The sequence below is a fragment of the Candidatus Westeberhardia cardiocondylae genome (assembly GCA_001242845.1).
Lineage (GTDB): Bacteria > Pseudomonadota > Gammaproteobacteria > Enterobacterales > Enterobacteriaceae > Westeberhardia > Westeberhardia cardiocondylae.
Map to the genome: position 1 here is coordinate 415,649 of LN774881.1, position 26,092 is coordinate 441,740.

Here is a 26,092-nt window from a genome sequence, read left to right on the forward strand (position 1 = left end):
AAACTTAATATAAAATAAGATATAATTATATTAGACTAATGTAAACAAAAACTAAAAATTATTACCATAAATTTAATACTTTCTATTGACAATATTTATCTTTCTATGAAAGAATCATGAAATAAATATCATTATATTGAAAAATATAATAAAATATTTAAAATTATAAAATTATTCACAGTTTTTCATAAAAACACAATTTTTATAAAAAAAAGACATAATGAGAAAAATATAATAAAATTACATAAAATATCTAATTGGAATTAGAAATATATACAAAGAAATTTTAATATCAAATTTACAAATTAATTATTAACAATTCATCATATTAATACTAAGATAAATATTTTTTTATAATTGTAAATTCATCTAAAAATAAAAATTTAGGAGATTTATATGCAATCAAGAAAAAACCTCGCTAATGCTATTCGATTTTTATCTATAGATTCCATTCAATACGCCAACTCAGGGCACCCAGGTGCTCCTATGGGAATGGCTGACATAGCTGAAGTCCTATGGAGAGATTACATGAATCATAACCCAAACAATCCTAAGTGGATAAATCGAGATCGTTTTGTACTTTCCAATGGACATGCATCTATGTTGATATACAGCATATTACATTTAACAGGATATAATATTTCAATAGAAGAACTAAAAAAATTTAGACAATTACATTCTAAAACCCCAGGACATCCTGAATATAAACAAACAGAAGGTATTGAAACTACTACTGGTCCTTTGGGACAAGGTCTAGCTAATGCAGTAGGATTTGCGATTGCAGAAAAAATACTAGCAACACAATTTAATAAACCAAATAATGAAATAATAAATCATTATACTTATGTATTTGCTGGGGACGGATGCATGATGGAAGGCATCTCTCATGAAGTATGTTCTTTAGCAGGAACATTAAAATTAGGAAAATTACTAATTTTTTATGATGACAACGGAATTTCCATTGATGGAAAAGTAAAAAATTGGTTCACAGATGATACCGCCTTACGATTTAGTTCCTATGGTTGGCATGTTATAAAAAATGTTGACGGACATAATAGTTATTCAATTAAACAAGCAATAGAAGAATCCCGATCTATTAAAGAAAAACCATCCCTATTAATATGCAAAACTACTATCGCGTATGGATCACCAAATAAATCTGGTACACATCACGCTCATGGAGCTCCTTTAGGAAAGGAAGAAATTCTTAATACAAGAAAACAACTAGAATGGAATTTTCCACCATTTATTATACCGGAAAATATCTATAAAAATTGGAATGCTAAAAAAGAAGGACAAAAAAAAGAAGATGATTGGAAAAAAAAATTTGATTTTTATAAAAAAAATCATCCAAAATTAGCAAAAGAACTAATAAGAAGAACAACAAACCAACTTCCAAAACAATGGAAAAAAAATAGTACAGCTATCATAGAAAAGTTAAAAGAAAATCAAAAACATATTTCCACCCGTCAAGCTTCCAATAACATATTGAATAAATTTTTTCCAATGCTTCCGGAAATTTTAGGTGGTTCAGCAGATTTAGCCCCTAGTAATCTCACCATTTGGTCAGAATACAAACCAATAAACAAAAATTTTTCTGGGAATTATATTCACTATGGTGTAAGAGAATTCGGAATGACAGCCATTGGAAATGGGATAGCAAATTACGGAGGATTTTTACCTTACACAGCAACCTTCTTAATATTTACAGAATATGCTCGTAACGCAATTAGAATGGCAGCATTAATGAAATCAAAACATATTATGATTTATACACATGATTCTATTGGATTAGGAGAAGATGGGCCAACCCATCAACCAATAGAACAATTATCAAATATAAGAATGATTCCACACATGAATGTTTGGAGACCATGCGATCAAATAGAAACAGCTATAGCTTGGAAAAATGCCATTGAACATCAAGGACCAACTGCGCTTATATTATCTAGACAAAATTTAAAACAACACCATCGAACAAAAAAACAAATAATGAATATTTATAAAGGGGGGTATATTATAAAAGGAGATTATAAAAACAATGAATTAGACCTAATTATTATATCCACCGGTTCTGAAATAGAATTAGCAATTAAAGCTTATGAAATATTAACAAATGAAAAATATAAAATTCGAGTTGTATCATTACCATCTACTAATATTTTCGATATACAAGATAAAAAATATAAAGAATCGGTATTACCAAAAAAAATTACCGCTCGTTTAGTAATTGAAGCGGGACATACAGAGTATTGGTATAAGTACATAGGATTAAACGGATATATCATAGGAATAAACACATTTGGAGAATCCGCACCAGCAGAAAAATTATTCACATTCTTCAATTTCACTCTTGAAAATGTACTAAATAAATCATACGAATTAATAAAAAAACATCATATTAATTAAATAACGCGTATATTTATACAACCAAAGATTTAATTAATATAAATTATTTTTTTAAAGTATAATTTTTATTCAAATAATATTATTTGAAATTAAACATAATATATATTGCATTTTTTATGAACATAAAAATTTGTATAAAATTTAAAATACAATTATAAAAATAATTAAAAATTATTCTTAAAATATCATTTTTAAATTTAAATATATAATTTTTGTTAAAAAAGATAACTTTCAATGTTACAATAAATTTATTAAATGTTATCAATATATCAAAAATCTTCACTATATAACACCTAAAAAAAATTACACCAAATTCTAACAATATTATTACTAATATAAAATTAAAATTTAAATATCTTCTATAAATTTTAATATGGAAATATTAAATGAATCGCACAACATTATGTAAATTATCTTCTTTTCCTGTTTCTTCTAAAAAATTACCTTTTACTATAATATCATTAAAAGATTGGAAACTAATTACAATTAAAGGAACTGACAATATACAATATTTACAAGGACAATTAACTTGCAATTTATTTTTTCTAAAAAAAAACCAATTTAGTTTTTCTGGACACTGCAATGAAAAAGGAAAGATTTTAAGTAGCGTTTACATATTTTATTACAAAAAAGAAAAATCCTTAGCTTACATTGTGAGAAAAAGTATATATCATAATCAGATGAAAATATTAAAAAAATATGCAATATTCTCTAAAATTACTATAACTGCTCATAACGATATTGTATTATTTGGTGTATCCGGACATAACACAAAAAAAATAATATCAACACTTCTTAATAAATTCAAAACATTACAACCTGTTATGCAAAATCCAGATTATACACTGCTATATTTTAATTTTCCTATTCCAAGATTTTTATTCATTACTTCAATTCAAACATCTAACATGCTAAAACACCGTTGGAAAAATTTTGCAAAATTTAATAATAGTAAACAATGGTTATCGTTAGAAATAGAAGCAGGATATCCAATTATAGACACAGTTTCGCAAAACAAATATCTTCCGCAAGATATCAATTTACAAATATTGAAAGGTGTTGATTTTAATAAAGGATGTTATATGGGACAAGAAATAATAACAAAATATCAATATCAAAAAATAAAAAAATACTCCTTATATTTTTTATCAGGGGAGGGAACAAATATTCCACATCCAGGAGATACATTAGAAGTAAAAATAGAAAATGACTGGTATTTTATAGGAACAATACTAACTTCTTGTAAAATGTTGAATAATATTATATGGATACAAGCAGTATTAAATAACAAATTAACATCGCATAAAAAAATCCGTGCAAAAAATAACAATACAATTTTATCTATAAAAAACCTTTATTATAAAAAATTTCTTTAACGTAAAAATAAAGAAAATATAAAAACATCTTATACAAATTTCACATTAAATAAACATGTAAAAATATGTATTTTATTATATAAATTAACACAATACCTTTATATTAAAATAATATGTCAATAGAAACCATCCTAATATTTCAAACATTTATTTTAATTACTGTTAAAAATTCTCAGAAAATACAGATTATCTATTTTATTATAAAATAAAAATCTTATCTTTACAAAAACCAAAACAAAAAAATAAATTTTTATATAAAACTCATATGAAATATAAAACAACTTTATTTAATAAAATAAATTCCAAACATTTAATAAAAACAAATTTCATAAAATATTTTTTTAAAAAATTCAATAAAACAAATATCCAAAAATTCAACTTAAATAACATAAATAATCAACATAAAAAATAAAAAAATAAATATTTATTCATTAAAAATTTACACAAAATTATATTCTTTTTATACACCATATTATTCAACTAAAACCTTATCAATCATATTATGTAACAAACAAACATATTTTTTCATATCATTAACATAATTTCTAACTTTCAATTTTTCCTTTATTAATTCATGAGAAATATTAAGAGCAACAATAAACATTAAATGTTCCGTATTTGCAGCTTTATTTTTAATTTTTAAATCATATAATCTTTTATTTATATCTTCCGCTGCTTGATCCAATTCACTTTTATGTTCCAATGGACAATTAACACGCAATGTACGACCAAAAATCTGTACCTCTACTGACTGTAACAAAGGAACTTGATCTTTACACATATTTTAAATATATCACACTCCTTTAATAAAAATACAAAAACAATCCTGTAAATAAATATTACAAATATTTATACATTTTAAAAATATAATTTTCTTTACTAAATTTTTTCAACTTAAAACATTTTCATATCCATATTCAAAATTAAAATTTAAAAAAACATAAGCAAAATTTTAACAAAAAAACAATTAAACAACTAAACATTCTTAAAAACAAACATATACATATATACTAAACAAAAGTAAAAATAAATACGAAAAACACATTATCACATTAACTTTGCTATATGAATTTTATACAACATACTGTTAGTTACAAACGAATAAAATGCTCTCGATAATATAACATTTCTTCCACTGACTCACGAATATCTAACAAAGCTTTATGAGTATTTCTTTTCTTTAATCCCAATAAAATCTCAGGTTTCCATCTTCGAACCAATTCCTTAACAGAAGAAACATCTAAATAATGATAATGAAAATATGCTTCCAAAGATGGCATATATCGAAATAAAAACCTACGATCTTGAGCAACAGTATTACCACAAATCGGGGATTTTCCACAAGGGACCCATTCAGATAAAAATGACAATGTTTTTAAAACCGCTAATTCTTCATCAATACAACTAACCTTAACTCTATCAATTAAACCACTGGACGTATGGACGCGAATATTCCATTTATCCATCAGAGATAATTGTTCGTCAGACTGATGTATTGCTAAAACGGGACCCTCTGATAAAATGTTTAAATTAGAATCAGTAACTAAAGTTGCAATCTCAATAATACGATCTTGTTCAGGATTTAATCCAGTCATCTCCAAATCAATCCAAATTAAATTATTAGCACTAAACGACATAATATCTATTCTTTTTCATAACGTAATATATCCTATCCACTATACCAAATTTGAAAACAAAATTATATAAATAATTTTACTACTATCTATCAAAACATTATTTAATGTACTCAATTTATTTTGCATATAAAAAATTTATTACAAATTTTTATAAGTGTTTAAACAAAACCATATAAAATTTTATAAATAACATTTTAATTATTCACAATTTCCAATAAGTATAACAATAAATTTTATTTATTGAAATAAAAAAATAACATTATTAATTTAACTAACATACATAAATAATTTTATAAAATTACATAAATTAATATAAATATATTGCAAATTAAATAACATGATTTATATTTAAATATAATTCAATACTATTACGTTCATATATCAAAATAAATTTAAATTAAAAATTGAACTATTTAAATAGAATTTAAAAACTTTTTACTATATTATGTATATTAACATATAACTTCCAAATCAAATTATCATAAGGAACTACTACGCTGAACAGATTAAATATAGTAATACAATATTTATTACCTAAACACTGGATAACTAAATTAACGGGTTGGTACGCAAATTTACATGGAGGTTGGATAACACGTTTTACAATTGCACTATTTGTACGATTCTACAATGTAAAAATGGAAGAAGCACAACAATCTGATATATCCTCTTATTTAACTTTCAATGATTTTTTCACTAGATCGTTACGTGTAGATGCACGTCCTATTAATCACGATCCTGGCAAACTGATATTTCCAGCTGATGGAAAAATTTTACAATTTGGATCAATTAACGAAGGATATCTCCTTCAAGCAAAAGGACATTATTATACTTTAGAAGCATTATTAGCTAAAAATAATTCTGAAATAGAATACTTTAAAAACGGAAATTTTATTACCACATACCTATCCCCAGGGGATTATCATAGAATACATATGCCTTGCGATGGAATTTTACAAGAAATGATATACATTCCTGGTGAACTTTTTTCAATAAGTAAACTAACAACCACTAATATACCTAATTTATTTACTAGAAATGAAAGGCTTGTTTGTTTGTTTAATACCAACTTTGGAATTATGGCGCAAATTTTAGTCGGAGCAACAATAGTAGGAAATATTGAAACAATATGGGAAAAAAATATTATCCCTTCCCAAAACAAAATTATTAAACATTGGGAATATTCAAAAAACAAGAATTCTAATATAACAAAGCTTTCAAAAGGGCAAGAAATGGGAAGATTTAGGTTAGGATCTACAGTGATCAACATATTTTCTAATCAAAAAATACAATTCAATCAACAACTTCATATTAACTATATTACGCGTGTCGGACAATATTTAGCAAAAGGTATTCAAAAATAAAAATAATTAATCCATTTAAATTTACAAAATTTAAACTGAACTAAAAATCGTACGTTACATGACCATTACAACTATTCTATTTTATTCATTAATATCAATGTATATTTTTGATATTAACAATGAAGATAGAATTAAAAAAAGTTTTAAACCTATTGAAAACAATGAAATTTTTTTTTACGAACACACTTCATATCCAAAAACAATTCACTAAAATACCAAAAAAAATTGCAATTTCAAAAAAAATTTATTTATCAATATACCCATAAACAAAAAAATAATCTAATATCTATAAAAAACATATAAAACAAAAAAATATAATACATCAAATAATCTTTTCTAAAATAAAAAACTATATACTCTTCCTTCTATTAAAAAAAACTAAAAAAATTAGATAATATTTATTATCAACAAAAACAACTTTATTTAGAAATCTTACAAATACAACACATAACAGAAATAATTAAGAAACAAATAAAATAGATCAACATTTATCCAAACTTAGTAGAAAATTTACATACAAAAATATCTAAAAAACTATTCAAAATAAAAAAAACACACCAAACTAAAAATAATACAACACAAGAAAAAATAAAATATTTTCATCACATTAATATTATAAAAAAAACGTTAAAAAATTTTCAAAAAAATTCATATAAAAACATTCTTCATTAAACTTAAATACATATTTTTTGTTGATAAAACAACAAAAATACAAAACAAGCTCTTTCACTTATTATCAATAGGATACAAAACCCAAATTTTAGAACTTAATAAACTAAAAATTATAAATAACTAATTTCAAAAAAAATAAAAGAAATACAAGAAGCATCCGATAAATACTTATTTTGGGTAGCAAATGTTACATTAATAAATATTTCTTTTCCATTAAATATAATACGAGATTTACAAAAAATATTTACAAAAAATTTTTCACATAACTTATATTTAACTATAAAAAAATAATAATCAATCAAGAATTATTTATCTCATTACTTTTACATGTATATTAGTCATTTTTAATTTCACTTCTCACCATAAATATTATAATTTTTTAGAAAATTCTAGTATACGAGTAGGAAAAATAAACCAAGACCACTTTTCATTGACACTATACATTATATTTTTATCAATATTACTCACATTGCCAATACTTATATTATGGACAACTTTAGATTATGAATTAAAAAAACTTGGGAATATTCAATAAAAATGTCTATCGGAGATAGCATCATAAAAAACCGCTAATACTATGAATATATTACATGTACATATTTTTATATCAAAAAAGATTATTTTTAATACATTTTAACAGGACTTACAAAAAATAAAAAAGCACTTCATTACTTTAAAACATCAATTAAAATTAACATTCCGTTAACAATAATGATACATACTTTTAATCATTATAATAACAAAGAATTTGCTGATACCCTTGGGGGATTATCATTTATATTATTATGTATTTGTTTAACATTAGTAAAATAAATTTAAAAAAGACAGAATTACCTTATATCTAGATAAAAACAATAACCATAATAATAACGTAATAAATAAAATATTATGAAACATAGTAATTTATGCATCTATCATATTAATTATTGCAATATGCTTCGGATATTTATCAACCCCACAAATTGTTTTAATAAGATTAGAAACATCAATACTTATTTTGTTTATATTATTAATATTTTACTATACCATCCAACGATGGATGTTCATACAAAAAAGACGTATTTCATTTGAAAGAGCAAAACAACACAGAGCAGAAATGTTAGCACAACGCGCTAGAAATAAAAAACACTATCACAATCTCAGCTAAACGAGACTGCTGATAAAGTAGAAAAAACAATACTAAATCTCGATACTATTAGTGCACAATCACTAGAATTAATTAGATCAATTTTAACATTAGTCGCTCTAGTGTTAATAATATTTTTATGGTCTAAGTTACACTCAACGTTTTCCTTTTTAGAGAATATTACTCTGTGGGAAGCTACTTCAAACACACAAGGAATTGAACATATTCAACCAATTACCTTATACTATATTAATTTCTATTTTAGCATTTCATTATTACAACACAAATGGTTAGAAACTTACCAGCTCTACTAGAATTATCATTGTTACAACATCTTAATCTTACACCAAAAACAAGATACGCTATTACTACTTTGACAAAGCACAGCTTAATGTTGCTTGTCGAAATTATCGGATTTTTAATAATAGGAATAGAATGGTCAACCTTTCAATGGCTAGTAGCAGAGCTAAGCGTAGGATTAAAATTTAGTTTACAAGAAATCTTTGCAAACTTCATATCAGGATTGATGATTTTATTTGAAAAACCAATTCGAATTGAAAATACAGTCACTATTCGAAAATTAACTGGAAATATTTTACAAAAATCAATATTCATGCAACCACTATTACTAATTGGAATAAAAAAGAAATAATTGTTCCAAATAAAATATTCATCACCGAACAATTTATTAATTGGTCACTTTCAGATACAATAACAAAAGTCGTTTTAAATATACCCACTCCACTACATTTTGATATTAAAAAAATAACTAATATTTTATTAAAAATAGCGCATTCTTGTCCATTAGTAATTTCATCATCCAAACCAGAAGTATTTTTAGTAAATTTACAAAAAGGAATACTATTTTTTTGAATTACATATATACTTCTGAAATGCGACATCGTACACCAATACGTCATCAAATCAATATTGCAATTGTAGGAAATTATAAAAAACTTGGATTAGAATTACCATTTCAGCAAATCAAATTTGTTACAAAAAACACAAAATTAGAAAAATCCCCTGGAAATAATCATACAAAATAAAAATTGATAACTTTAAAAAATTATCTTAAATATAAATTTAATCTTTATTTTAAAACCAATAAATTTTGGTTAAATTTTTAATATTTTAATTATAACTATATTATTTTATAATAATAAAAATTTTTTTACAAAAAACAAATTGAAACGTAAAAATTCAAATCCAAAATAATTTTAAAAAACATAAAAAATTATATGTAATATAAAACTTACTATTACAATATCAACATATCAAAATATTATTCATTATAAAACATATAAATTATTCATAAAAAATATATACTGCCAAAATTTTATATATTTAATCAAAAACATTATTTATTATCTTACAAACGTTTAAATCTCTCTTTAATTCTTGCTTTTTTCCCAACTCTTCTTCGTAAATAATAAAGTTTTGCTCTACGAGCAATGCCATACTTTTTAATAACAATACTTTCAATCACAGGAGAATACAATTGAAAAACACGTTCTACACCTTCCCCATTAGATATTTTACGAAGAGTAAAAGAAGAATTTAATCCTCTTTTACGTATTGAAATTACTATGCCTTCAAACAACTGCAATCTTTTCTTAGAACCTTCAAAAACCCAAATCTTAACGCTTAACAAATCACCAGATCTAAATAATGGAGCACAATATTTCATTTGTTCTTGCTCAATATATTTTATAATATCAACCATTAAATTCACTTCCTATATTTTTATATATAAATAATAAAAAATTATAAAAGAAAATTTTTTATCCTATAAAATTAAATTAAACATAATTTTTGCAATATTTTTTCTTAATTTGACATAACAATAAATTCTGTTCTTCTGTAAGAAACATTTTCTTTAAAATTTCAGGTCTTCTCTTCCAAGTTCTAATTAAAGATTGTTTTAAACGCCAACGATAAATTTTCACATGATTTCCAGATAAAAGAACCAAAGGTACCCCTATATTATTAAAATATCTTGGGCGAGTATAACATGGAAAACTTAACAATCCATTTGAAAATGAATCTTCAAATAAAGAACAAAAATTATTTAAAACACCTGGAATAAATCTAGCAATCACATCAATCAATGTCATTGCTGCCAATTCCCCACCACTTAATACATAATCACCAACAGACCATTCTTCATTAACTTCAGTCAATATCAACCTTTCATCAATTCCTTTATACCTTCCACATAACAAAATCATCTTTTCATTACAAGAAAGTTCCATAGCTCCTTTATGATCAAGTTTACGACCTTGTGGTGAAAGATATATAACTTTTATATTATTTTTTCCCATTATGTTTTTAGCTGCAAATATAGCTTCTTGCAGGGGTTTTGCTAACATAAGCATACCAGATCCCCCCCCATAAATACGATCATCAGTAATAAAATGCTTATCATTTGTAAAATCACGAGGATTCCAAAAATGTATTTTCAAAAAACCATTTTTTACAGCTCTACCAACTACCCCATAATCAGTAATAGCATGAAACATATCAGGAAACAAAGTAATAACACCAATCCACATAAAACCACCATAAATTAAATTACAAAAAAAACAACAATTAGCATCATACCATATTATACATAGTATAAAACCAATAAATTATAAATTTTAACAAAACTACATATACAAATAACAATAAATTAAATACTCGTGCATCAATAAAAATTGATATAAATTTTCTAACAAATTAATATAAAATATTCATCAGTTTTTAAAATTTTTTATTAAATTTAGAACACGTTTAGAAACTTTTGCCCCACAATTAATCCAATATTCTATGCGTTTATAATGTAAAAAAACACTTCGTGAAACATCCTTCAAAAAAGGATTTAAAAAACCTACTTTTTCAATAAAACGTCCATCTCTCGGGTTTCTGCAATCAGAAACAACAACTAAATAAAATGGATGATTTTTATTACCTCTTCTAGATAAACGAATTTTAATCATAAAAATTTCTCCCATTTAGGTTGAATTTAACATAGTATTTTATATAATATTTTCGAATGTACAATTAACATACAACATATGCAAAACATAAAACATAAATTATGTTTTCATATAAAATTCTATTTTCTACAATATAAATATTTTGTTTTCTGAACAAATCATATAAAATATTTTATATATTAATGTTTTGTAGTATTTGAATTTAATCACAATCTCTTTTTTAAGTTTATATTATAACCTATACGAAATATTAATATATTAAATAAAATTTAAGTCAATAAAACTTTTTTTTAGAAACAATATTCACAAACAATTATTTTTAAAATATAAATTCTACATATACTAGAAAATTATAATGAATTATGTTAGTATTAAAATCTAAATATGTAATTTACTATCCATTTTTTCTAAAATCATAAAAATATTAATAATAAAATTTAATTCAGGAATACATTATTATGGATACAACAAACAAAAATAATAACCATTCTTATAATGAAATTAAAACAATAATAACACCAAGGGAACTAAAAAATAATTTGCCTTTAAAACAAGATGAAAAAAATTTCATTCTTGAATCAAGAAACATAATCAGCAATATTATACATAAACATGATTCTCGTATTTTAGTAATATGTGGACCATGTTCAATTCATGATATTGACGCTGCTATAGATTACGCTAATAAATTAAAAAAACTTTCACAAAAAATACAAAATAAAATATATTTAGTAATGAGAACTTATTTCGAAAAACCAAGAACTATTATGGGATGGAAAGGATTAATTAATGATCCATACATGGATGGATCCTACAATATCGAAAAAGGATTATATATATCAAGATCTTTATTACTACAATTAACTAAAATGAAAATACCACTAGCAACGGAAGCATTAGATACAATAACCCCGAATTATTTAAACGATTTATTCAGTTGGTCTGCAATTGGGGCGCGAACTAACGAATCACAAATTCACAGAGAAATGGCATCTGGATTACCAATGCCAATTGGATTTAAAAATGGTACTGATGGAAATATTGATACAGCAATTAACTCAATACAAGTTGCATCTGTACAACATTACTCTATAGGAATAAATCAAAACGGAAGAGTCTGTATAATAAGAACCAAAGGAAATAAGAATGTTCATATTATTTTAAGAGGTGGAAAAAAACCAAATTATTACGAAACAGATATCATAAATTGTGAAAAAAAAATAAAACAAGCAAAACTTCCTGTTTCTTTAATGGTCGATTGTAGTCATGGAAACTCTAATAAAAATTACAAACAACAAACTGTCGTAGCTAAATATGTATTAGAAACAATAAAAAAAGGAAATGATTCTATTATTGGAATCATGTTAGAAAGTTATATTAATTCAGGAAATCAATCTTCTGAAATTAAAAAAGAAAATATGCAATACGGAGTTTCAGTAACTGACGCTTGTATAAATTGGAAAAATACAGAAAAATTATTACTTCACTTTCATGAAAAGTTATAACTCTTATTTGTCTAACACAGAGAAAAAATATGCAAAAAAATATAAACAAATTAAGAAAAAAAATTGACGAAATTGATCAAAATTTACTCCTATTAATAATACAACGTTTATCTATATCCTCAAAAATTGGAGAAATTAAAAAAAAATTGGGTATACCAATATACGACCAAAAAAGAGAAAAACAACTCATAAAAAAGAAAAAAAATGATGCAAATATATTAAAAACTTCCCCAGATTTAATAGAAAATATATTACGTTGCATTATAAATGAATCTTATAAACATGAAACAAACATAGGATTTAAAAAAATACAAAAAAACATAAATAAAATTGTAATCATAGGCGGAAATGGAAAAATGGGACTCCTTTTTGAAAAAATGTTATCTTTATCTGGATATACAGTTCTTCTTTTAGGAAGAAAAGATTGGAAAAATATTGAAATCCTATTGAAACATGTAAACTTAGTAATAATTAGCGTACCAATACATTCAACTATAAAAATTATAAAAAAACTTCCTACTTTACCAAAAGATTGCATATTGATGGATTTAACATCTATAAAATATGAACCTATACAAACAATGTTATCTTCACATACAGGCCCAGTTCTAGGTATGCATCCAATATTTGGTCCAGATATTAGTACATTTGTTAAACAAACCATTGTTTATTGTAACGGAAGGTATCCTGAATCATATCAATGGATACTTGATCAAATTAAAATATGGGGAGCAAACTTACAATGCATGAAACCTATTGAACATGATAAAATCATGTCATACATACAATCACTTCGTCAATTTATACATTTTATATACGGAATTTTCTTGAAAGAAAAGAAACAAGATATAAAAAAATTAATAATGTTTTCTACACCAATCTACAGAACAGAATTAATAATGGTGATGAGATTATTTTCTCAAAATCCAGAATTATGTTACGATATTATTACAAACTCAAAACATAATTTTTCACTATTTGAATCTTATGAAAAATATATAAAAAAAACAATAAATTTAATCAAATCATGTAAAAACCAGGAGTTCCTTAAAATTTTTACAGAAACAAAAGATTGGATAACGAAACATTCAGATGATTTCATGTTAGAAAATAAAACACTAATATATAACATAAAAAATAAAATATAAACAATAAACTCGATACTAAATTTAGTAAAAATTATATTTTATATATTTGAAAGATTAATTTAAAAAAATTACTTAAACTTAAAAATATCTATTAAATACAAAAACTTAATTTATCATAATTTTAATACTTAATTTTATAAAAAACAAAATATAATCTTTTAAAAATACAAATCATAAAACTAAATTAAAAATTCACATGAACATTCTCTAAAACATTAAATGATACAAATATTTTTTATATTTTCAATAAAATACAATCATATTCATTATTTTATCTGCCTGATTACATAATCCTAATTTTCTATAAGCTTTTTCCATATACAACAACCCTATATAAGAAGATTGCATATCATAAAAATTAAATAACATACCCTCTACTCGATTAATAACTGCTGTATAAGCACATTTTTTATCATAAAATTCTATAATAGATAACTCATTTTTAGATAACTTTTCTTTTAAATAAAATAAATAATAATCAACATTTAATAAATATTTAGTATTAGGATATTGTGATACTAATTTAGTAAAATTTAAAAAAGCTAATTTTGCATAAATAAAATTTTCATTAATATATCCTTTTGAAAAACACATATCAGAAATTATATAATCCAATTTCACATTAATTAATCCACGCATATACAATACATATTCCAACATACACGAATGAAAATAAGAATAAAGAAAATTATCAATCTCCATTTTTGCTTGAAAAAGTTTTCCTATTTTATAATAAGCATACACCAAATCTAATTTAATACGTTCTTTATAATCTCTACATAAACAATGCTCTTTCAAAAAAAGAAATTCTGAAATAGCAATATCATAATAACCATTATTCAATTTCTTCTTCGCTAAAAAATACGAATCAGGACACAAAAAATAATTAAATATTGCATAAGAATCATGCACAAATATCAAATTAAAAATATAAATTAAAATTATAATTAATATCATATATTTAAAAATTATTGTAATATTTTCAAATCAAACATATAAAATCATTTTTAAAATTTAAACAAAATTTTACATAACTAAATATTATACCAAATATTCTATTAACAACATGACAAAACAAAAAACAATTTATAAAAAAACAAAAAATAATTTACAATACAAGCAACGATTGGACAAAGCTTTAACTAAATTATTCCCGGAATACTCAAGATCAAAAATCAAAAATCATATTTTACATTCACTTGTTAAGATAAACGAAAAAATAATTACCTCCCCAAAAACATCCGTATACGGAGGAGAAATAATTGAAATAACAAAAATACAAAAAAAATTTTTTTGGAAAGCACAAAACATACCATTAAATATTATATATTACGACAAAGACATTATTGTAATAAATAAATCAAAAAACATGGTTGTACATCCAGGACACGGAAATATTGACGGAACATTACTAAACGCTTTATTGCATTACTACCCTCCAATCATTAATATTCCTAGAGCTGGAATTGTACATAGATTAGATAAAAATACAACTGGATTAATAGTAGTTGCAAAAACTATATTAGCACAAAATCGCTTAATTAACTTAATAAAAAAAAGAAAAATTACAAGAATATATGAAGCAATAGTTATAGGAACAATAAAAGAAAATGGATCTATAAATGAACCCATAAAACGTCATAATATTAAACGGACAAACATGATAGTACACCCAATGGGAAAAGAATCTATTACACATTATAGTGTTATAGAATCATTCTCTAACCACACACATTTAAAAATAATATTAGAAACTGGACGAACTCACCAAATTCGCGTACATATGAAACATATAAACCATCCAATTGTCGGAGATCCTACATATGGAAAATCATCTTTAAAAACTATCAAAAAAATCAAAAAAAACTATAAAACAATCTTATCTTTTCTAAATAGACAAGCTTTACACGCAAAATCTTTAATATTTCCACATCCTATCACTTTAAACAAAATGCAATTACACACTCCATTGCCTGATGATATAAAAAAATTAATAAAAATACTAAAAAAAAACTAATTTATTTTACTGAAATACAAAAATTTTAAGAAATCCAACTGTATTCAAAATAAAAATATCGACTAAATTATATTTTAGGTAAACTAATAAACACTGATAAAACCAAAAATAATATATTTAATCATAACAATATTTATTGTTTATAATAAATATAAAGTATAATATGATATATTCCATCAGAAAAACAAACAAGATAATAAAAGGTTAAAATAGATGCTAAACCAATTTACAATAGATCTCACTAAACAAGCAGAACAAGGAAAACTTGATCCAGTAATTGGTCGTGATGAAGAAATTCGAAGAACTATCCAAGTATTACAACGAAGAACAAAAAATAATCCTGTACTTATTGGAGATCCAGGAGTAGGAAAAACCGCAATAATAGAAGGATTAGCACAAAGAATAATAAACGAAGAAGTACCAGAAGGACTAAAAAGAAACAAAATATTATCATTAAACATGGGATCATTATTAGCAGGAACAAAATATAGAGGAGATTTCGAAGAAAGATTAAAAAATATACTTAATACTTTAACTAAAAAAAAAACAGGTATAATTTTATTTATAGATGAATTACATACTGTAGTAGGGTCTGGAAAAATAGACGGTTCAATAGACGCAGGAAATATGTTAAAACCTGCATTATCAAGAGGAGAACTGCATTGTGTTGGAGCAACAACTTTAAATGAGTATAATCAATATATAGAAAAAGATGCAGCCTTAGAAAGAAGATTTCAAAAAATTTTTATATCTGAACCAAATGTAAAAGATACTATTGCTATTCTTAGAGGAATAAAAAAACGTTATGAATTACATCATAATGTTCAAATTACTGATCGAGCTATAATTTCAGCAGCAACCTTATCTCATAGATATATCACAGACAGAAAATTACCGGATAAAGCCATTGATTTAATAGATGAAGCTGCATCTAGTATAAGGATACAAATTGATTCAAAACCAGAAGAACTTGATAGATTAGAACAAAAAATTATTCAACTAAAATTAGAAAAACAAGCACTAACAAAAGAACCCAATCAAAGTAACATCAAAATTTTAAATACAATAAGCAATACAATACAAAAAAAAGAAAAAGAATTTTCTATATTGAAAAAAAAATGGAAAAAAGAAAAATCTTCTTTATCATATATACAAAACTTAAAAAAAGAACTAGAAAAAATTAATCATTTAATGGATCAAGCCCGTCGTATCGGAAACTTAACCAAAATGTCCGAACTACAATACGGAAAAATTCCAGAAATAAAAAAAAAAATAAAACAATATTCAGAAACAAAACAAGAAGCATATTTATTACGAAATTGCGTAACTGATATAGAAATTGCTTCAATATTAGCTAAATGGACAGGAATTCCTGTAAATCGTATATTAGAAAGTGAAAGAAAAAAATTGTTATACATGGAAAAAAATTTAAATCTTCACATTATCGGACAAAAAGAAGCAATAGAATCAATTTCTAATGCAATTCGAAGAAATAGAACTGGACTATCAGACCCTAACAAACCGATAGGTTCGTTTATATTTCTAGGACCAACTGGAGTTGGAAAAACAGAATTATGTAAAATATTATCTTTATTACTTTTTAATAAAACAAATTCTCTAATACAATTAGATATGTCAGAATATATGGAAAAACACTCAATATCTCGATTAATAGGAGCTCCACCAGGATATATAGGATACGAAGAAGGGGGTTATTTGACACAAAAAATACAACAACAACCCTATTCTATTATCTTATTAGATGAAATCGAAAAAGCTCACCAAGATATTTTCAATATATTATTACAAATATTAGATGAAGGACATCTTACAGATGGAAAAGGAAAAACTGTAGATTTTAGAAACACTATTATAATTATGACATCAAATTTAGGATCTGAAATAATTCAAAAAAATTTTTTTCAAATTCATTACAAAAAAATGAAAAATATAGTTATTGATATAGTAAATAAACACTTTCGTCCAGAATTCGTAAATCGAATAGATGAAATCGTTGTATTTCATCCACTAGAATACAAACATATAATAGAAATAACAAAAATTCAATTACAAAAACTTCATAAACGATTAAAAGAACAAGGATATATTATTTACATCGATGAAAAAATTATAACATTCCTAGGAAAAACAGGGTTTCACCCTATTTATGGGGCTAGACCACTAAAACGTACTATACAACAAAAAATTGAAAATTTCTTATCCAAAAAACTTTTGTCAAAAGAAATAATTCCAGAAAAAAAAACATATTTAGATATTCAAAACAATACCATTTTTATAAAATAAATTTATCATAAATAAATTATATAAAATATGCATAAAATTTTTCAATATGATAAAATCATAAGTATAAAATTATAATTAATATACAATGATATTTATTCAAAATACTTAAATTTTATTTAATAAATATTCTTAAAATATAAAACAAATTTATAAAAATTTCTAAGCTAACAAAATATAAAAATACAATTTCTTGTAAATTTTATTTCTACTCTATAAAATTACTAAATTTAATAATAAATTTTTGATTTCTTAAATAAGAATATACAATTTATAAAACAAACATAATATAAAAATTCAAAATATAGTTTACAAAAAAATAATCCTAAAAATCTGAAACTAATAAAAATAACTTCTTCAAAAAATAAATTCTTTTCACTAAAAATACAATCTTATAAACATACACAACTTAACTTACAAATCTAAAAATAAAATATAGAAAAATAAAAAATTCACTCATATACTCTATATATATAAAATTATTTTCTTTTAAAAAAATTACAAAACTTTTATAAAAAATATTTTAACAAAATAACTCAATATTATTAATTATACATCATTCCAACTCATAAATTTTTATTAAAAATTAACCATCTTTATATATTTAATATTGAAAAATACAATATAATCATGATATATTCCGTAAAACTAAATAAATTTATCTACAAAATATTAAATAATAATTTTATACAATATGGGTGCGGTAGTTCAATAGGTCAGAACATCGGCTTGTCACGCCGGGAGTAGCGGGTTCGAATCCCGTCCGCACCGTGAATAATATTACATCGAAAAAAAGGGGCGTAGTTCAAATCGGAAGAGCGCCGGTCTCCAAAACCGAAAGTTGAGAGTTCAAATCTCTCCGCCCCTGTATAAATTAAAAAATGTAAATTATCCAAAAATAAAATAATGATTAAAATATAATAAAAAACATATTAAATAATTTTAATTAAATATCAAAAAATTTATCAAATTTTTATGTAAATTTATTTTATATACTATATAATCGAAAATACATACTGTTTATATAACAATATCTTATGAAAAAATACATAAAAATAACACTTTAAATATTATTATAAATATGGGGAATAATTTCATCAGATCGCAATGTCATAATTTCACATCCGTATTTTGTAACAAAAACAGTATGCTCATATTGTGCAGATAAACTATGATCTTTAGTTTTTACTGTCCAACCATCTCTCATAATATAAGTGTCTGCACAACCCGAATTAACCATTGGCTCAATTGTAAATGACATTCCTTGTTTTAAAATAACACCATTGTCATAAGCATCATAATGCAATACTTGGGGGTTATCATGGAATTTTCTTCCAATTCCATGCCCACAATAATTACGAACTACAGAAAAATTTTCTATTTCTACAAAATTTTGAATTGCTTTTCCAATCGCGCGCAACCGTAAACCAGGTTTAATCAACTGTATAGCTAAATAAAGACTTTTTTCAGTTACTTTACATAAACGATAAGCAAGAGAACATGGTGTGCCTACTATAAACATTTTGGAAGTATCCCCATAAAAACCATCTTTCATTATCGAAACATCAATATTCAAAATATCCCCATTTTTTAATTTTTTCTCATTAGATGGTATTCCATGACAAACAACATCATTAACTGAAATACAAACAGACTTAGGAAATCCTTTATACCCTAAAGCTGCTGGAACAGCATGTTTCTCATTTACAATAAATTGATGACATAAACTATCCAATTTTCCAGTGCTAACATTAGGTTTAATATAAGGAGCAATAAATTCTAATACTTCAGATGCAATTTTACAAACAATACGCATCTTTTTCATTTTATAAAAAAATTTTAAAGAAATATCCATAAATAGACCTTAAATATCCTATATAATAAACATATTAATTAAAAAATAAAATACAAACATAAAAATTCATTAGATAGTATATATTAAACAATGTACTATTTAAATTAAATAATGTATTCTATTACATATAAAAACATATTTTCACAAAATAAATCATGCCAACCTTAATCTTTAAAATAAAAACTCCAAAATTAATATCAGACTTATATAATAAAACAAATAATATCATTTAAAATAAGATATTAATATAAATATTAATGTAACAATATTATAAAATATATAATAAAAAGTTTCTGCATAATAAAAAAATTTTTTTATCCATATTTATAAATAAATTCAACTTAACAACATAAAATAAGGAAAAACATTGCAATGATTATTCCTTCTATGCATGATATGCTAAAAGCAGGTGTACATTTCGGACATAAAACTAGATATTGGAATCCAAAAATGAAACCATTCATTTTTGGATCTTATCACAAAATTCACATTATAAATTTAGAAAAAACAAAATATATGTTTAGCAAAGCCTTACTTGAACTAAAAAAAATAGCTTTAAATCATGGAAAAATTCTATTCGTCGGAACTAAACGAGCTGCAAGCAAACCAATAAAAAAAACAGCAAAAAGTTGTAATCAATTTTTTGTAAATTATAGATGGTTAGGAGGAATGCTTACGAATTGGAAAACAGTACGAAAATCAATAAAACAATTAAAAAACTTAGAAAAACAATCAAAAGATGGAACATTTGATAAATTAACAAAAAAAGAAGTATTAATACGTATAAGAAAATTAAAAAAATTAGAAAATAATTTAGGGGGAATAAAAAATATGAATGGTTTACCGGACGCACTATTTATTATTGATGCAGAAAAAGAACGCACTACTATTAAAGAAGCCAACAAAATTGGAATTCCCGTTTTTGCTATTGTTGATACAAATTCTGATCCAAGTGGGGTAAATTTTGTCATACCAGGAAATGATGACGCTATTAGATCTATAAATTTATATCTATTTACAATCTTATCAGTTATACAAAACTTAAAAAACCATAAAAACCAAAAAACAATATAAATAACTTTATAATAAAAATACAAAATAAAAAATATTTCATAAAATAATAAATAAGGAAAGAATATATGCTTGATATACAAAAAAACATAACTATAAATCTAATTAAAAAATTAAGAGAAAAAACTGGCGCTGGAATTATGGCATGCAAAACAGCTTTGATAAAAACAAACGGAAATATTAATTCTTCTATAAATTATATGAGAAAATTAGGAAAAATAAATTCCTACAAAAGAAAAAATTACACAACTTCCCAAGGATCCATTTTTATCAAAATATCAAAAGAAAATCAATATGGTATAATTCTTGAAATAAACTGCGAAAGTGACTTTGTTGCACAAACAAAAGAATTTAAAGAATTTGGAAAAAAAATTGTTTCTGAAGCCATTCAAAAAAATATTACAGACATTTATATCATAAAGAAAAAATTTAACACACAACATACAGAACTAATTAATAAAGTTAATGAAAATATTAATATTCGCAGAATAAATATTATACAAGGAAATACACTTGGCTATTATTTACACGGAACAAAAATTGGAGTAATAATTTCAGCTACTAATATAAATCAACAATTAATTAAACAAATAGCTATGCACATTGTTGCCAATACACCAGAATATATCAATGTTACTGACATTCCTAAAGAAATAATAGAAAATGAAAAAAAAATACAATCAGAAATTGTTTCAAAATTAAAAAAACCATCTAATATATCTGAAAAAATAATAGAAGGAAGAATGAAAAAATTTGTTAAAGATATCACATTATTAGAACAATCATTTATATTTAACGATAAAAAAAAAATTAAAGAATTACTAAAAGAAAACCAATCAAAAATTAACAAATTTGTTTATTTCAAAGTAGGAAAATAATATCAAATTCAATTATAATCATATCCATATTATATGTTACTTAATTCAATACTTACAAAATTTAATCAAACAAATATTAATAACACTCTTGTTTTATAAAACAAAATAAAAAATACCTAAAACATGTCAAAAAATTTAAAACCTATTTATCAAAGAATTATATTAAAATTAAGTGGAGAAGCACTTCAAAAATCTCATGAATCTGGTATTAATAATAAAACTTTAAACTATATAGCCAAGGAAATAAAAAAATTAGTACATATGCATATTCAAGTAGGAATAGTTATAGGAGGTGGAAATTTATTTCGGGGTAAATCTTTAAAAAAGACTGGAATGAATAGAGTAATTAGCGATCATATTGGAATATTAGCAACAATAATAAATGGATTAGCGATACAAGACGCGTTGCACAAAACATGTGTAAATTCCCATTTAATGTCACCTATTCCATTAAATAGCATTTGTGATTGTTATAATTGGTATAAAGCTATTGACTTGCTACAAAATAATAATGTAGTAATTTTTTCAGCTGGAATAGGAAATCCATTTTTTACTACAGATTCTGCAGCTTGTGTAAGAGGAATTGAAATTAAAGCAGATATTGTAATAAAAGCTACAAAAGTGGAAGGAGTATTTTCAGAAGATCCAAGAAAAAATCAAAACGCAACATTTTACAATCAAATAAGTTATAAAGATATCATCAGAAAAAAAATAAAAATTATGGATCTAACTGCTTTTTCTCTTGCAAAAGATCATAATTTACCAATATGCATATTCAATTTTAATAAACCAGGAGCATTACAAAGAATTATTATGGGAGATAAAACGGAAGGGACACTAATTACAAACAATTATAAAGTAATCAATAAAAAACATAAAAATAAATATAAAACTAATAGTTAATCAAATGTATAATTAATTTTTAACTCTTAAGAGAATAAAACAATGATAAAAAAAATTCAACAAAATACAAAACATAAAATGCAAAAATACATTGAAATATTTAAAAATAACATAAATAAATTTAGAAATAGCTCTATATCACCAAATTTGCTTAACGGAATTTTGGTAAAATCTCACTATTCTTCACAACCAATACAAAAAATAGCATATATTGTCAATATAAATCCAAATACTTTATGTATAACTGCATTTGATAAAACATCAATATCATCAATAAAAAAATCAATTTTAAATTCTAACTTAGGAATAACACCAATAATTATAGGAGAAAAAATTCATCTACAATTTCCTATAATAACTCAAGAAAATCGCATAAAATTAATAAAATTAGCACAAAAAGAAGCAGAAACATGTAAAATATCAATTAGAAAAATCAGAAAAGACATGAATGAAAAAACAAAAAAATTAAAAAAAGAAAAAACAATTAACCAAGATGAATATCATAAAATTAAAAAAATAATACAAAATATAACAGATAAAAATATAAAAAAAATAGATCATATACTACAAAAAAAAGAAAAAGACATAAATACAATCTAACTAAAATAGAAATCATAAAACATTAAACAAATAATTAAAAATATAAAAATAAAAATTTCATTATAAGTACTCACAATATAAAAAAACTAAATCTACTTCATAAAAACAAAAAATTAACAAATATCTACAAATGAATTAAAGATTCCTTACAACATATGCACAAATAAAATTAGAATATCAATTTCACTCATTTATAAAATTTTAAAATTATCAAATAAAATTTTTAATCCCAAATTTATATAAATAATTTCCAATAAATATTCTATATATCTATAAAATACTACACTATATAAAATATAAATAATAAATAAATATTATTTTACAAAACTTTTACAAAAACAAATCTTACTGATACAAACAATTTTAAAAAATCAATAAACCATATAAATGGTACTTAAAATCTGTATAAAAAAATATTACACAATAGTATTAAAACTATAACACCATTTTAATCCTAAATTTATTCATCCATATTATAAATAATCTATTATAAATAAAATTAATATAACACATTAATTTATCAATATTAAAAATAAAATAATCTAATCAATAAAAATATGATTACAAAATATAATTTTATTACTACTTTAAAATTTTTTCTAAACAACAAATAATTATTTAATAAAATGAAACATTTATTATCTACACCAAAACATGTAGCTATCATTATGGACGGAAATGGAAGATGGGCAACAAAAAAAGGAAAACTTCGAATTTTTGGGCATAAAGAGGGAATAAAATCAGCAAAACGCGCAATATATTTTGCAAAAAATCACAATTTTGATGCATTAACATTATATGCATTTAGCAAAGAAAATTGGAATAGATCCAAAACAGAAGTTTCTTTTCTAATGGAATTATTTGTTAAAACACTAGATGACGAAATAGATAATTTACATAAACGTAATATTCGACTTAAAGTTATAGGAGACATATCAAGATTTAAAATAAAATTACAAAATAGCATCAATAAATCTGAAAAATTAACTTATAACAATCAAGGATTAAATTTAAATATTGCCGCCAATTATAGTGGAAGATGGGATATTACGCAAGGAGCAAGAAAACTTGCAAAAAAAATTGAAAAAGGATCTTTGAAGTCAAATCAAATCAATGAAAATATGTTTTGTAAATATATTTGTATGAACAAATTATCTCCAGTAGATTTAGTTATTAGAACCGGAGGTGAATATAGAATTAGTAATTTTTTATTATGGCAAATAGCATACTCAGAATTATTTTTTACCGATACACTATGGCCAGACTTTAATGATTCCATTTTTGAAAACGCTATACAAGCGTTTTCAAAAAGAAAAAGAAAATTTGGAAAAATTATATCTTAACAAAATTTTTCATTTTTAAAAATCATATTCAGGAAAAAACTTGATAAAAAATCGTATAATCAGCACAATTTTTTTAACACCTATTGTCATAGGTATAATTTCTATGTTTACAATAGAAAAACTTATAATATTCTTATTCATATTAAATATATTTAGCATATTTGAATGGAATAAATTTATTATACCTTTATTATTATGGCAACGAATATTATTTTTAATATTTTATTTTACAATCATTGTAATTATTATATTAATCACAGTATATGAACCATATTTTCTATTAAAACATAAAATTAAATATATTTTTATACCAATAACCCTATCTTGGTGGATAACAGCATCACTCCTAATTTTATTTTACCCATATTCTACAAAATTATGGAATAATTCTAAAATTTTAAAAATGCTATTTGGTATGTTTATTATAATACCGTTCTTTTGGAGTATACTAATATTGCAACAAGAACAACATACATACAATTACGATCATTCTATGAATACATGGAAAATACTATATGTTATAATATTAATTTGGGGACTAGATTCTAGTTCTTATATATTTGGAAAATTATTAGGAAAACATAAATTGATACCAAAAATTTCCCCAAATAAAACTTGGGAAGGAACAATAGGTGGATTAACTACTTCATATATAATTCATGTAATATTTATAAAATATACAATTCTTTATAATATTTCACATACAAAATTAAATATCTGTTTTATTATTATTATAATCTCAGCAATACTTGGAGATCTAAACATGAGTATGTTTAAGCGAGTAATAAATATAAAAGACAGCGGAAATTTAATCCCAGGACACGGTGGAATATTAGATAGAATAGATAGTCTAAGTTCTGCTGTACCAATATTTACTTGCTTAACATTACTAATGAATTTTTAAAAATT

At 23.5% G+C, this 26,092-nt stretch carries 20 protein-coding genes, 2 tRNA genes and 2 pseudogenes; 17 read left to right on the forward strand and 7 right to left on the reverse strand.

All coding sequences use genetic code 11. The annotated features are described in order from the left end of the window. The first annotated feature begins 396 nt into the window (after nucleotides 1-396). Both tkt and ygfZ read left to right on the forward strand, forming a co-directional pair. A complete protein-coding gene (gene tkt, locus WEOB_RS01640; RefSeq protein WP_281263809.1) occupies nucleotides 397-2,409 on the forward strand; it encodes a transketolase in 2,013 nt (670 codons plus the stop codon). Between the two features lie 386 nt (nucleotides 2,410-2,795). Beyond that, the gene (gene ygfZ / locus WEOB_RS01645) at nucleotides 2,796-3,785 is read left to right on the forward strand and encodes a tRNA-modifying protein YgfZ (protein WP_281263810.1); all 990 of its coding nucleotides are present in this window, start codon (nucleotides 2,796-2,798) and stop codon (nucleotides 3,783-3,785) included. A 472-nt stretch (nucleotides 3,786-4,257) separates the two neighbouring features. Here ygfZ and zapA read toward each other — a convergent pair whose 3' ends face one another. Both zapA and orn read right to left on the reverse strand, forming a co-directional pair. Further along, entirely contained in the window at nucleotides 4,258-4,566 is a 309-nt protein-coding gene (zapA, locus tag WEOB_RS01650; RefSeq protein ID WP_281263811.1) for a cell division protein ZapA, read from the reverse strand. A 310-nt stretch (nucleotides 4,567-4,876) separates the two neighbouring features. Beyond that, entirely contained in the window at nucleotides 4,877-5,422 is a 546-nt protein-coding gene (gene orn / locus WEOB_RS01655) for an oligoribonuclease (RefSeq protein WP_281263812.1), read from the reverse strand. Between the two features lie 638 nt (nucleotides 5,423-6,060). On the opposite strand from orn, the gene asd reads away from it, so the two are divergent. From asd to WEOB_RS02090, 3 genes and pseudogenes are all read left to right on the forward strand, one after another. Continuing rightward, nucleotides 6,061-6,786: an archaetidylserine decarboxylase gene (asd, locus tag WEOB_RS01660; RefSeq protein WP_281263813.1), complete on the forward strand. Its 726-nt coding sequence runs from the start codon at nucleotides 6,061-6,063 to the stop codon at nucleotides 6,784-6,786. A 1,003-nt stretch (nucleotides 6,787-7,789) separates the two neighbouring features. Further along, nucleotides 7,790-7,993 (forward strand): hypothetical protein, encoded by a 204-nt coding sequence (locus tag WEOB_RS02075; protein WP_420885192.1) that lies wholly within the window; start codon nucleotides 7,790-7,792, stop codon nucleotides 7,991-7,993. Nucleotides 7,994-8,404: 411 nt separating this feature from the next. Further along, nucleotides 8,405-9,561 (forward strand): annotated as a pseudogene (locus WEOB_RS02090) (mechanosensitive ion channel domain-containing protein); the annotation flags it as partial. A 392-nt stretch (nucleotides 9,562-9,953) separates the two neighbouring features. On the opposite strand, the gene rplS reads toward WEOB_RS02090, so the two are convergent. From rplS to rpsP, 3 genes are all read right to left on the reverse strand, one after another. Beyond that, on the reverse strand, nucleotides 9,954-10,307 hold the full coding sequence (gene rplS, locus WEOB_RS01685) for a 50S ribosomal protein L19 (RefSeq protein WP_281263817.1): 354 nt from the start codon (nucleotides 10,305-10,307) through the stop codon (nucleotides 9,954-9,956). A 76-nt stretch (nucleotides 10,308-10,383) separates the two neighbouring features. Further along, the gene (gene trmD, locus WEOB_RS01690) at nucleotides 10,384-11,136 is read right to left on the reverse strand and encodes a tRNA (guanosine(37)-N1)-methyltransferase TrmD (protein WP_281263818.1); all 753 of its coding nucleotides are present in this window, start codon (nucleotides 11,134-11,136) and stop codon (nucleotides 10,384-10,386) included. A 183-nt stretch (nucleotides 11,137-11,319) separates the two neighbouring features. Continuing rightward, a complete protein-coding gene (rpsP, locus tag WEOB_RS01695) occupies nucleotides 11,320-11,562 on the reverse strand; it encodes a 30S ribosomal protein S16 (RefSeq protein WP_281263819.1) in 243 nt (80 codons plus the stop codon). 458 nt (nucleotides 11,563-12,020) lie between these two features. On the opposite strand from rpsP, the gene WEOB_RS01700 reads away from it, so the two are divergent. Together WEOB_RS01700 and tyrA are read left to right on the forward strand one after the other, a co-directional pair. Next, nucleotides 12,021-13,067 (forward strand): 3-deoxy-7-phosphoheptulonate synthase, encoded by a 1,047-nt coding sequence (locus WEOB_RS01700; protein ID WP_281263820.1) that lies wholly within the window; start codon nucleotides 12,021-12,023, stop codon nucleotides 13,065-13,067. A gap of 29 nt (nucleotides 13,068-13,096) precedes the next feature. After that, nucleotides 13,097-14,215: a bifunctional chorismate mutase/prephenate dehydrogenase gene (gene tyrA, locus WEOB_RS01705; protein ID WP_281263821.1), complete on the forward strand. Its 1,119-nt coding sequence runs from the start codon at nucleotides 13,097-13,099 to the stop codon at nucleotides 14,213-14,215. Between the two features lie 243 nt (nucleotides 14,216-14,458). Here tyrA and bamD read toward each other — a convergent pair whose 3' ends face one another. Further along, nucleotides 14,459-15,127, reverse strand: a complete 669-nt coding sequence (bamD, locus tag WEOB_RS01710; protein ID WP_281263822.1) for an outer membrane protein assembly factor BamD — start codon at nucleotides 15,125-15,127, stop codon at nucleotides 14,459-14,461. A 154-nt stretch (nucleotides 15,128-15,281) separates the two neighbouring features. Between bamD and rluD the strand changes: the two genes are divergently transcribed. The 4 genes and pseudogenes from rluD (at nucleotide 15,282) to WEOB_RS01730 (ending at nucleotide 19,401) form a co-directional block, all read left to right on the forward strand. After that, complete coding sequence (gene rluD, locus WEOB_RS01715) at nucleotides 15,282-16,232, forward strand: 23S rRNA pseudouridine(1911/1915/1917) synthase RluD (RefSeq protein WP_281263823.1); 951 nt, start codon at nucleotides 15,282-15,284, stop codon at nucleotides 16,230-16,232. 216 nt (nucleotides 16,233-16,448) lie between these two features. Continuing rightward, nucleotides 16,449-18,536: pseudogene (locus WEOB_RS01720) on the forward strand (ATP-dependent Clp protease ATP-binding subunit); the annotation flags it as partial. Between the two features lie 694 nt (nucleotides 18,537-19,230). Further along, nucleotides 19,231-19,304, forward strand: a tRNA-Asp gene (locus WEOB_RS01725). A gap of 23 nt (nucleotides 19,305-19,327) precedes the next feature. Continuing rightward, nucleotides 19,328-19,401 (forward strand) — tRNA-Trp (locus tag WEOB_RS01730). 195 nt (nucleotides 19,402-19,596) lie between these two features. On the opposite strand, the gene map is transcribed toward WEOB_RS01730, so the two are convergent. Continuing rightward, nucleotides 19,597-20,388: a type I methionyl aminopeptidase gene (gene map, locus WEOB_RS01735; protein WP_281263824.1), complete on the reverse strand. Its 792-nt coding sequence runs from the start codon at nucleotides 20,386-20,388 to the stop codon at nucleotides 19,597-19,599. Between the two features lie 372 nt (nucleotides 20,389-20,760). Here map and rpsB point away from each other — a divergent pair, with 372 nt between their 5' ends. The 6 genes from rpsB to WEOB_RS01765 all read left to right on the forward strand — a co-directional run bounded on the left by rpsB (nucleotide 20,761) and on the right by WEOB_RS01765 (nucleotide 26,087). Then, nucleotides 20,761-21,462, forward strand: a complete 702-nt coding sequence (gene rpsB, locus WEOB_RS01740; protein WP_281263825.1) for a 30S ribosomal protein S2 — start codon at nucleotides 20,761-20,763, stop codon at nucleotides 21,460-21,462. 65 nt (nucleotides 21,463-21,527) lie between these two features. Next, nucleotides 21,528-22,337, forward strand: coding sequence for a translation elongation factor Ts (gene tsf, locus WEOB_RS01745; RefSeq protein ID WP_281263826.1), 810 nt, complete (start codon nucleotides 21,528-21,530; stop codon nucleotides 22,335-22,337). A gap of 123 nt (nucleotides 22,338-22,460) precedes the next feature. Next, nucleotides 22,461-23,240, forward strand: a complete 780-nt coding sequence (gene pyrH, locus WEOB_RS01750; RefSeq protein ID WP_281263827.1) for a UMP kinase — start codon at nucleotides 22,461-22,463, stop codon at nucleotides 23,238-23,240. 42 nt (nucleotides 23,241-23,282) lie between these two features. Continuing rightward, nucleotides 23,283-23,840, forward strand: coding sequence for a ribosome recycling factor (gene frr / locus WEOB_RS01755; RefSeq protein ID WP_281263828.1), 558 nt, complete (start codon nucleotides 23,283-23,285; stop codon nucleotides 23,838-23,840). 626 nt (nucleotides 23,841-24,466) lie between these two features. Then, nucleotides 24,467-25,183: a polyprenyl diphosphate synthase gene (uppS, locus tag WEOB_RS01760; protein WP_281263829.1), complete on the forward strand. Its 717-nt coding sequence runs from the start codon at nucleotides 24,467-24,469 to the stop codon at nucleotides 25,181-25,183. A 40-nt stretch (nucleotides 25,184-25,223) separates the two neighbouring features. After that, a complete protein-coding gene (locus WEOB_RS01765) occupies nucleotides 25,224-26,087 on the forward strand; it encodes a phosphatidate cytidylyltransferase (RefSeq protein ID WP_281263830.1) in 864 nt (287 codons plus the stop codon). Nucleotides 26,088-26,092: the final 5 nt, after the last annotated feature.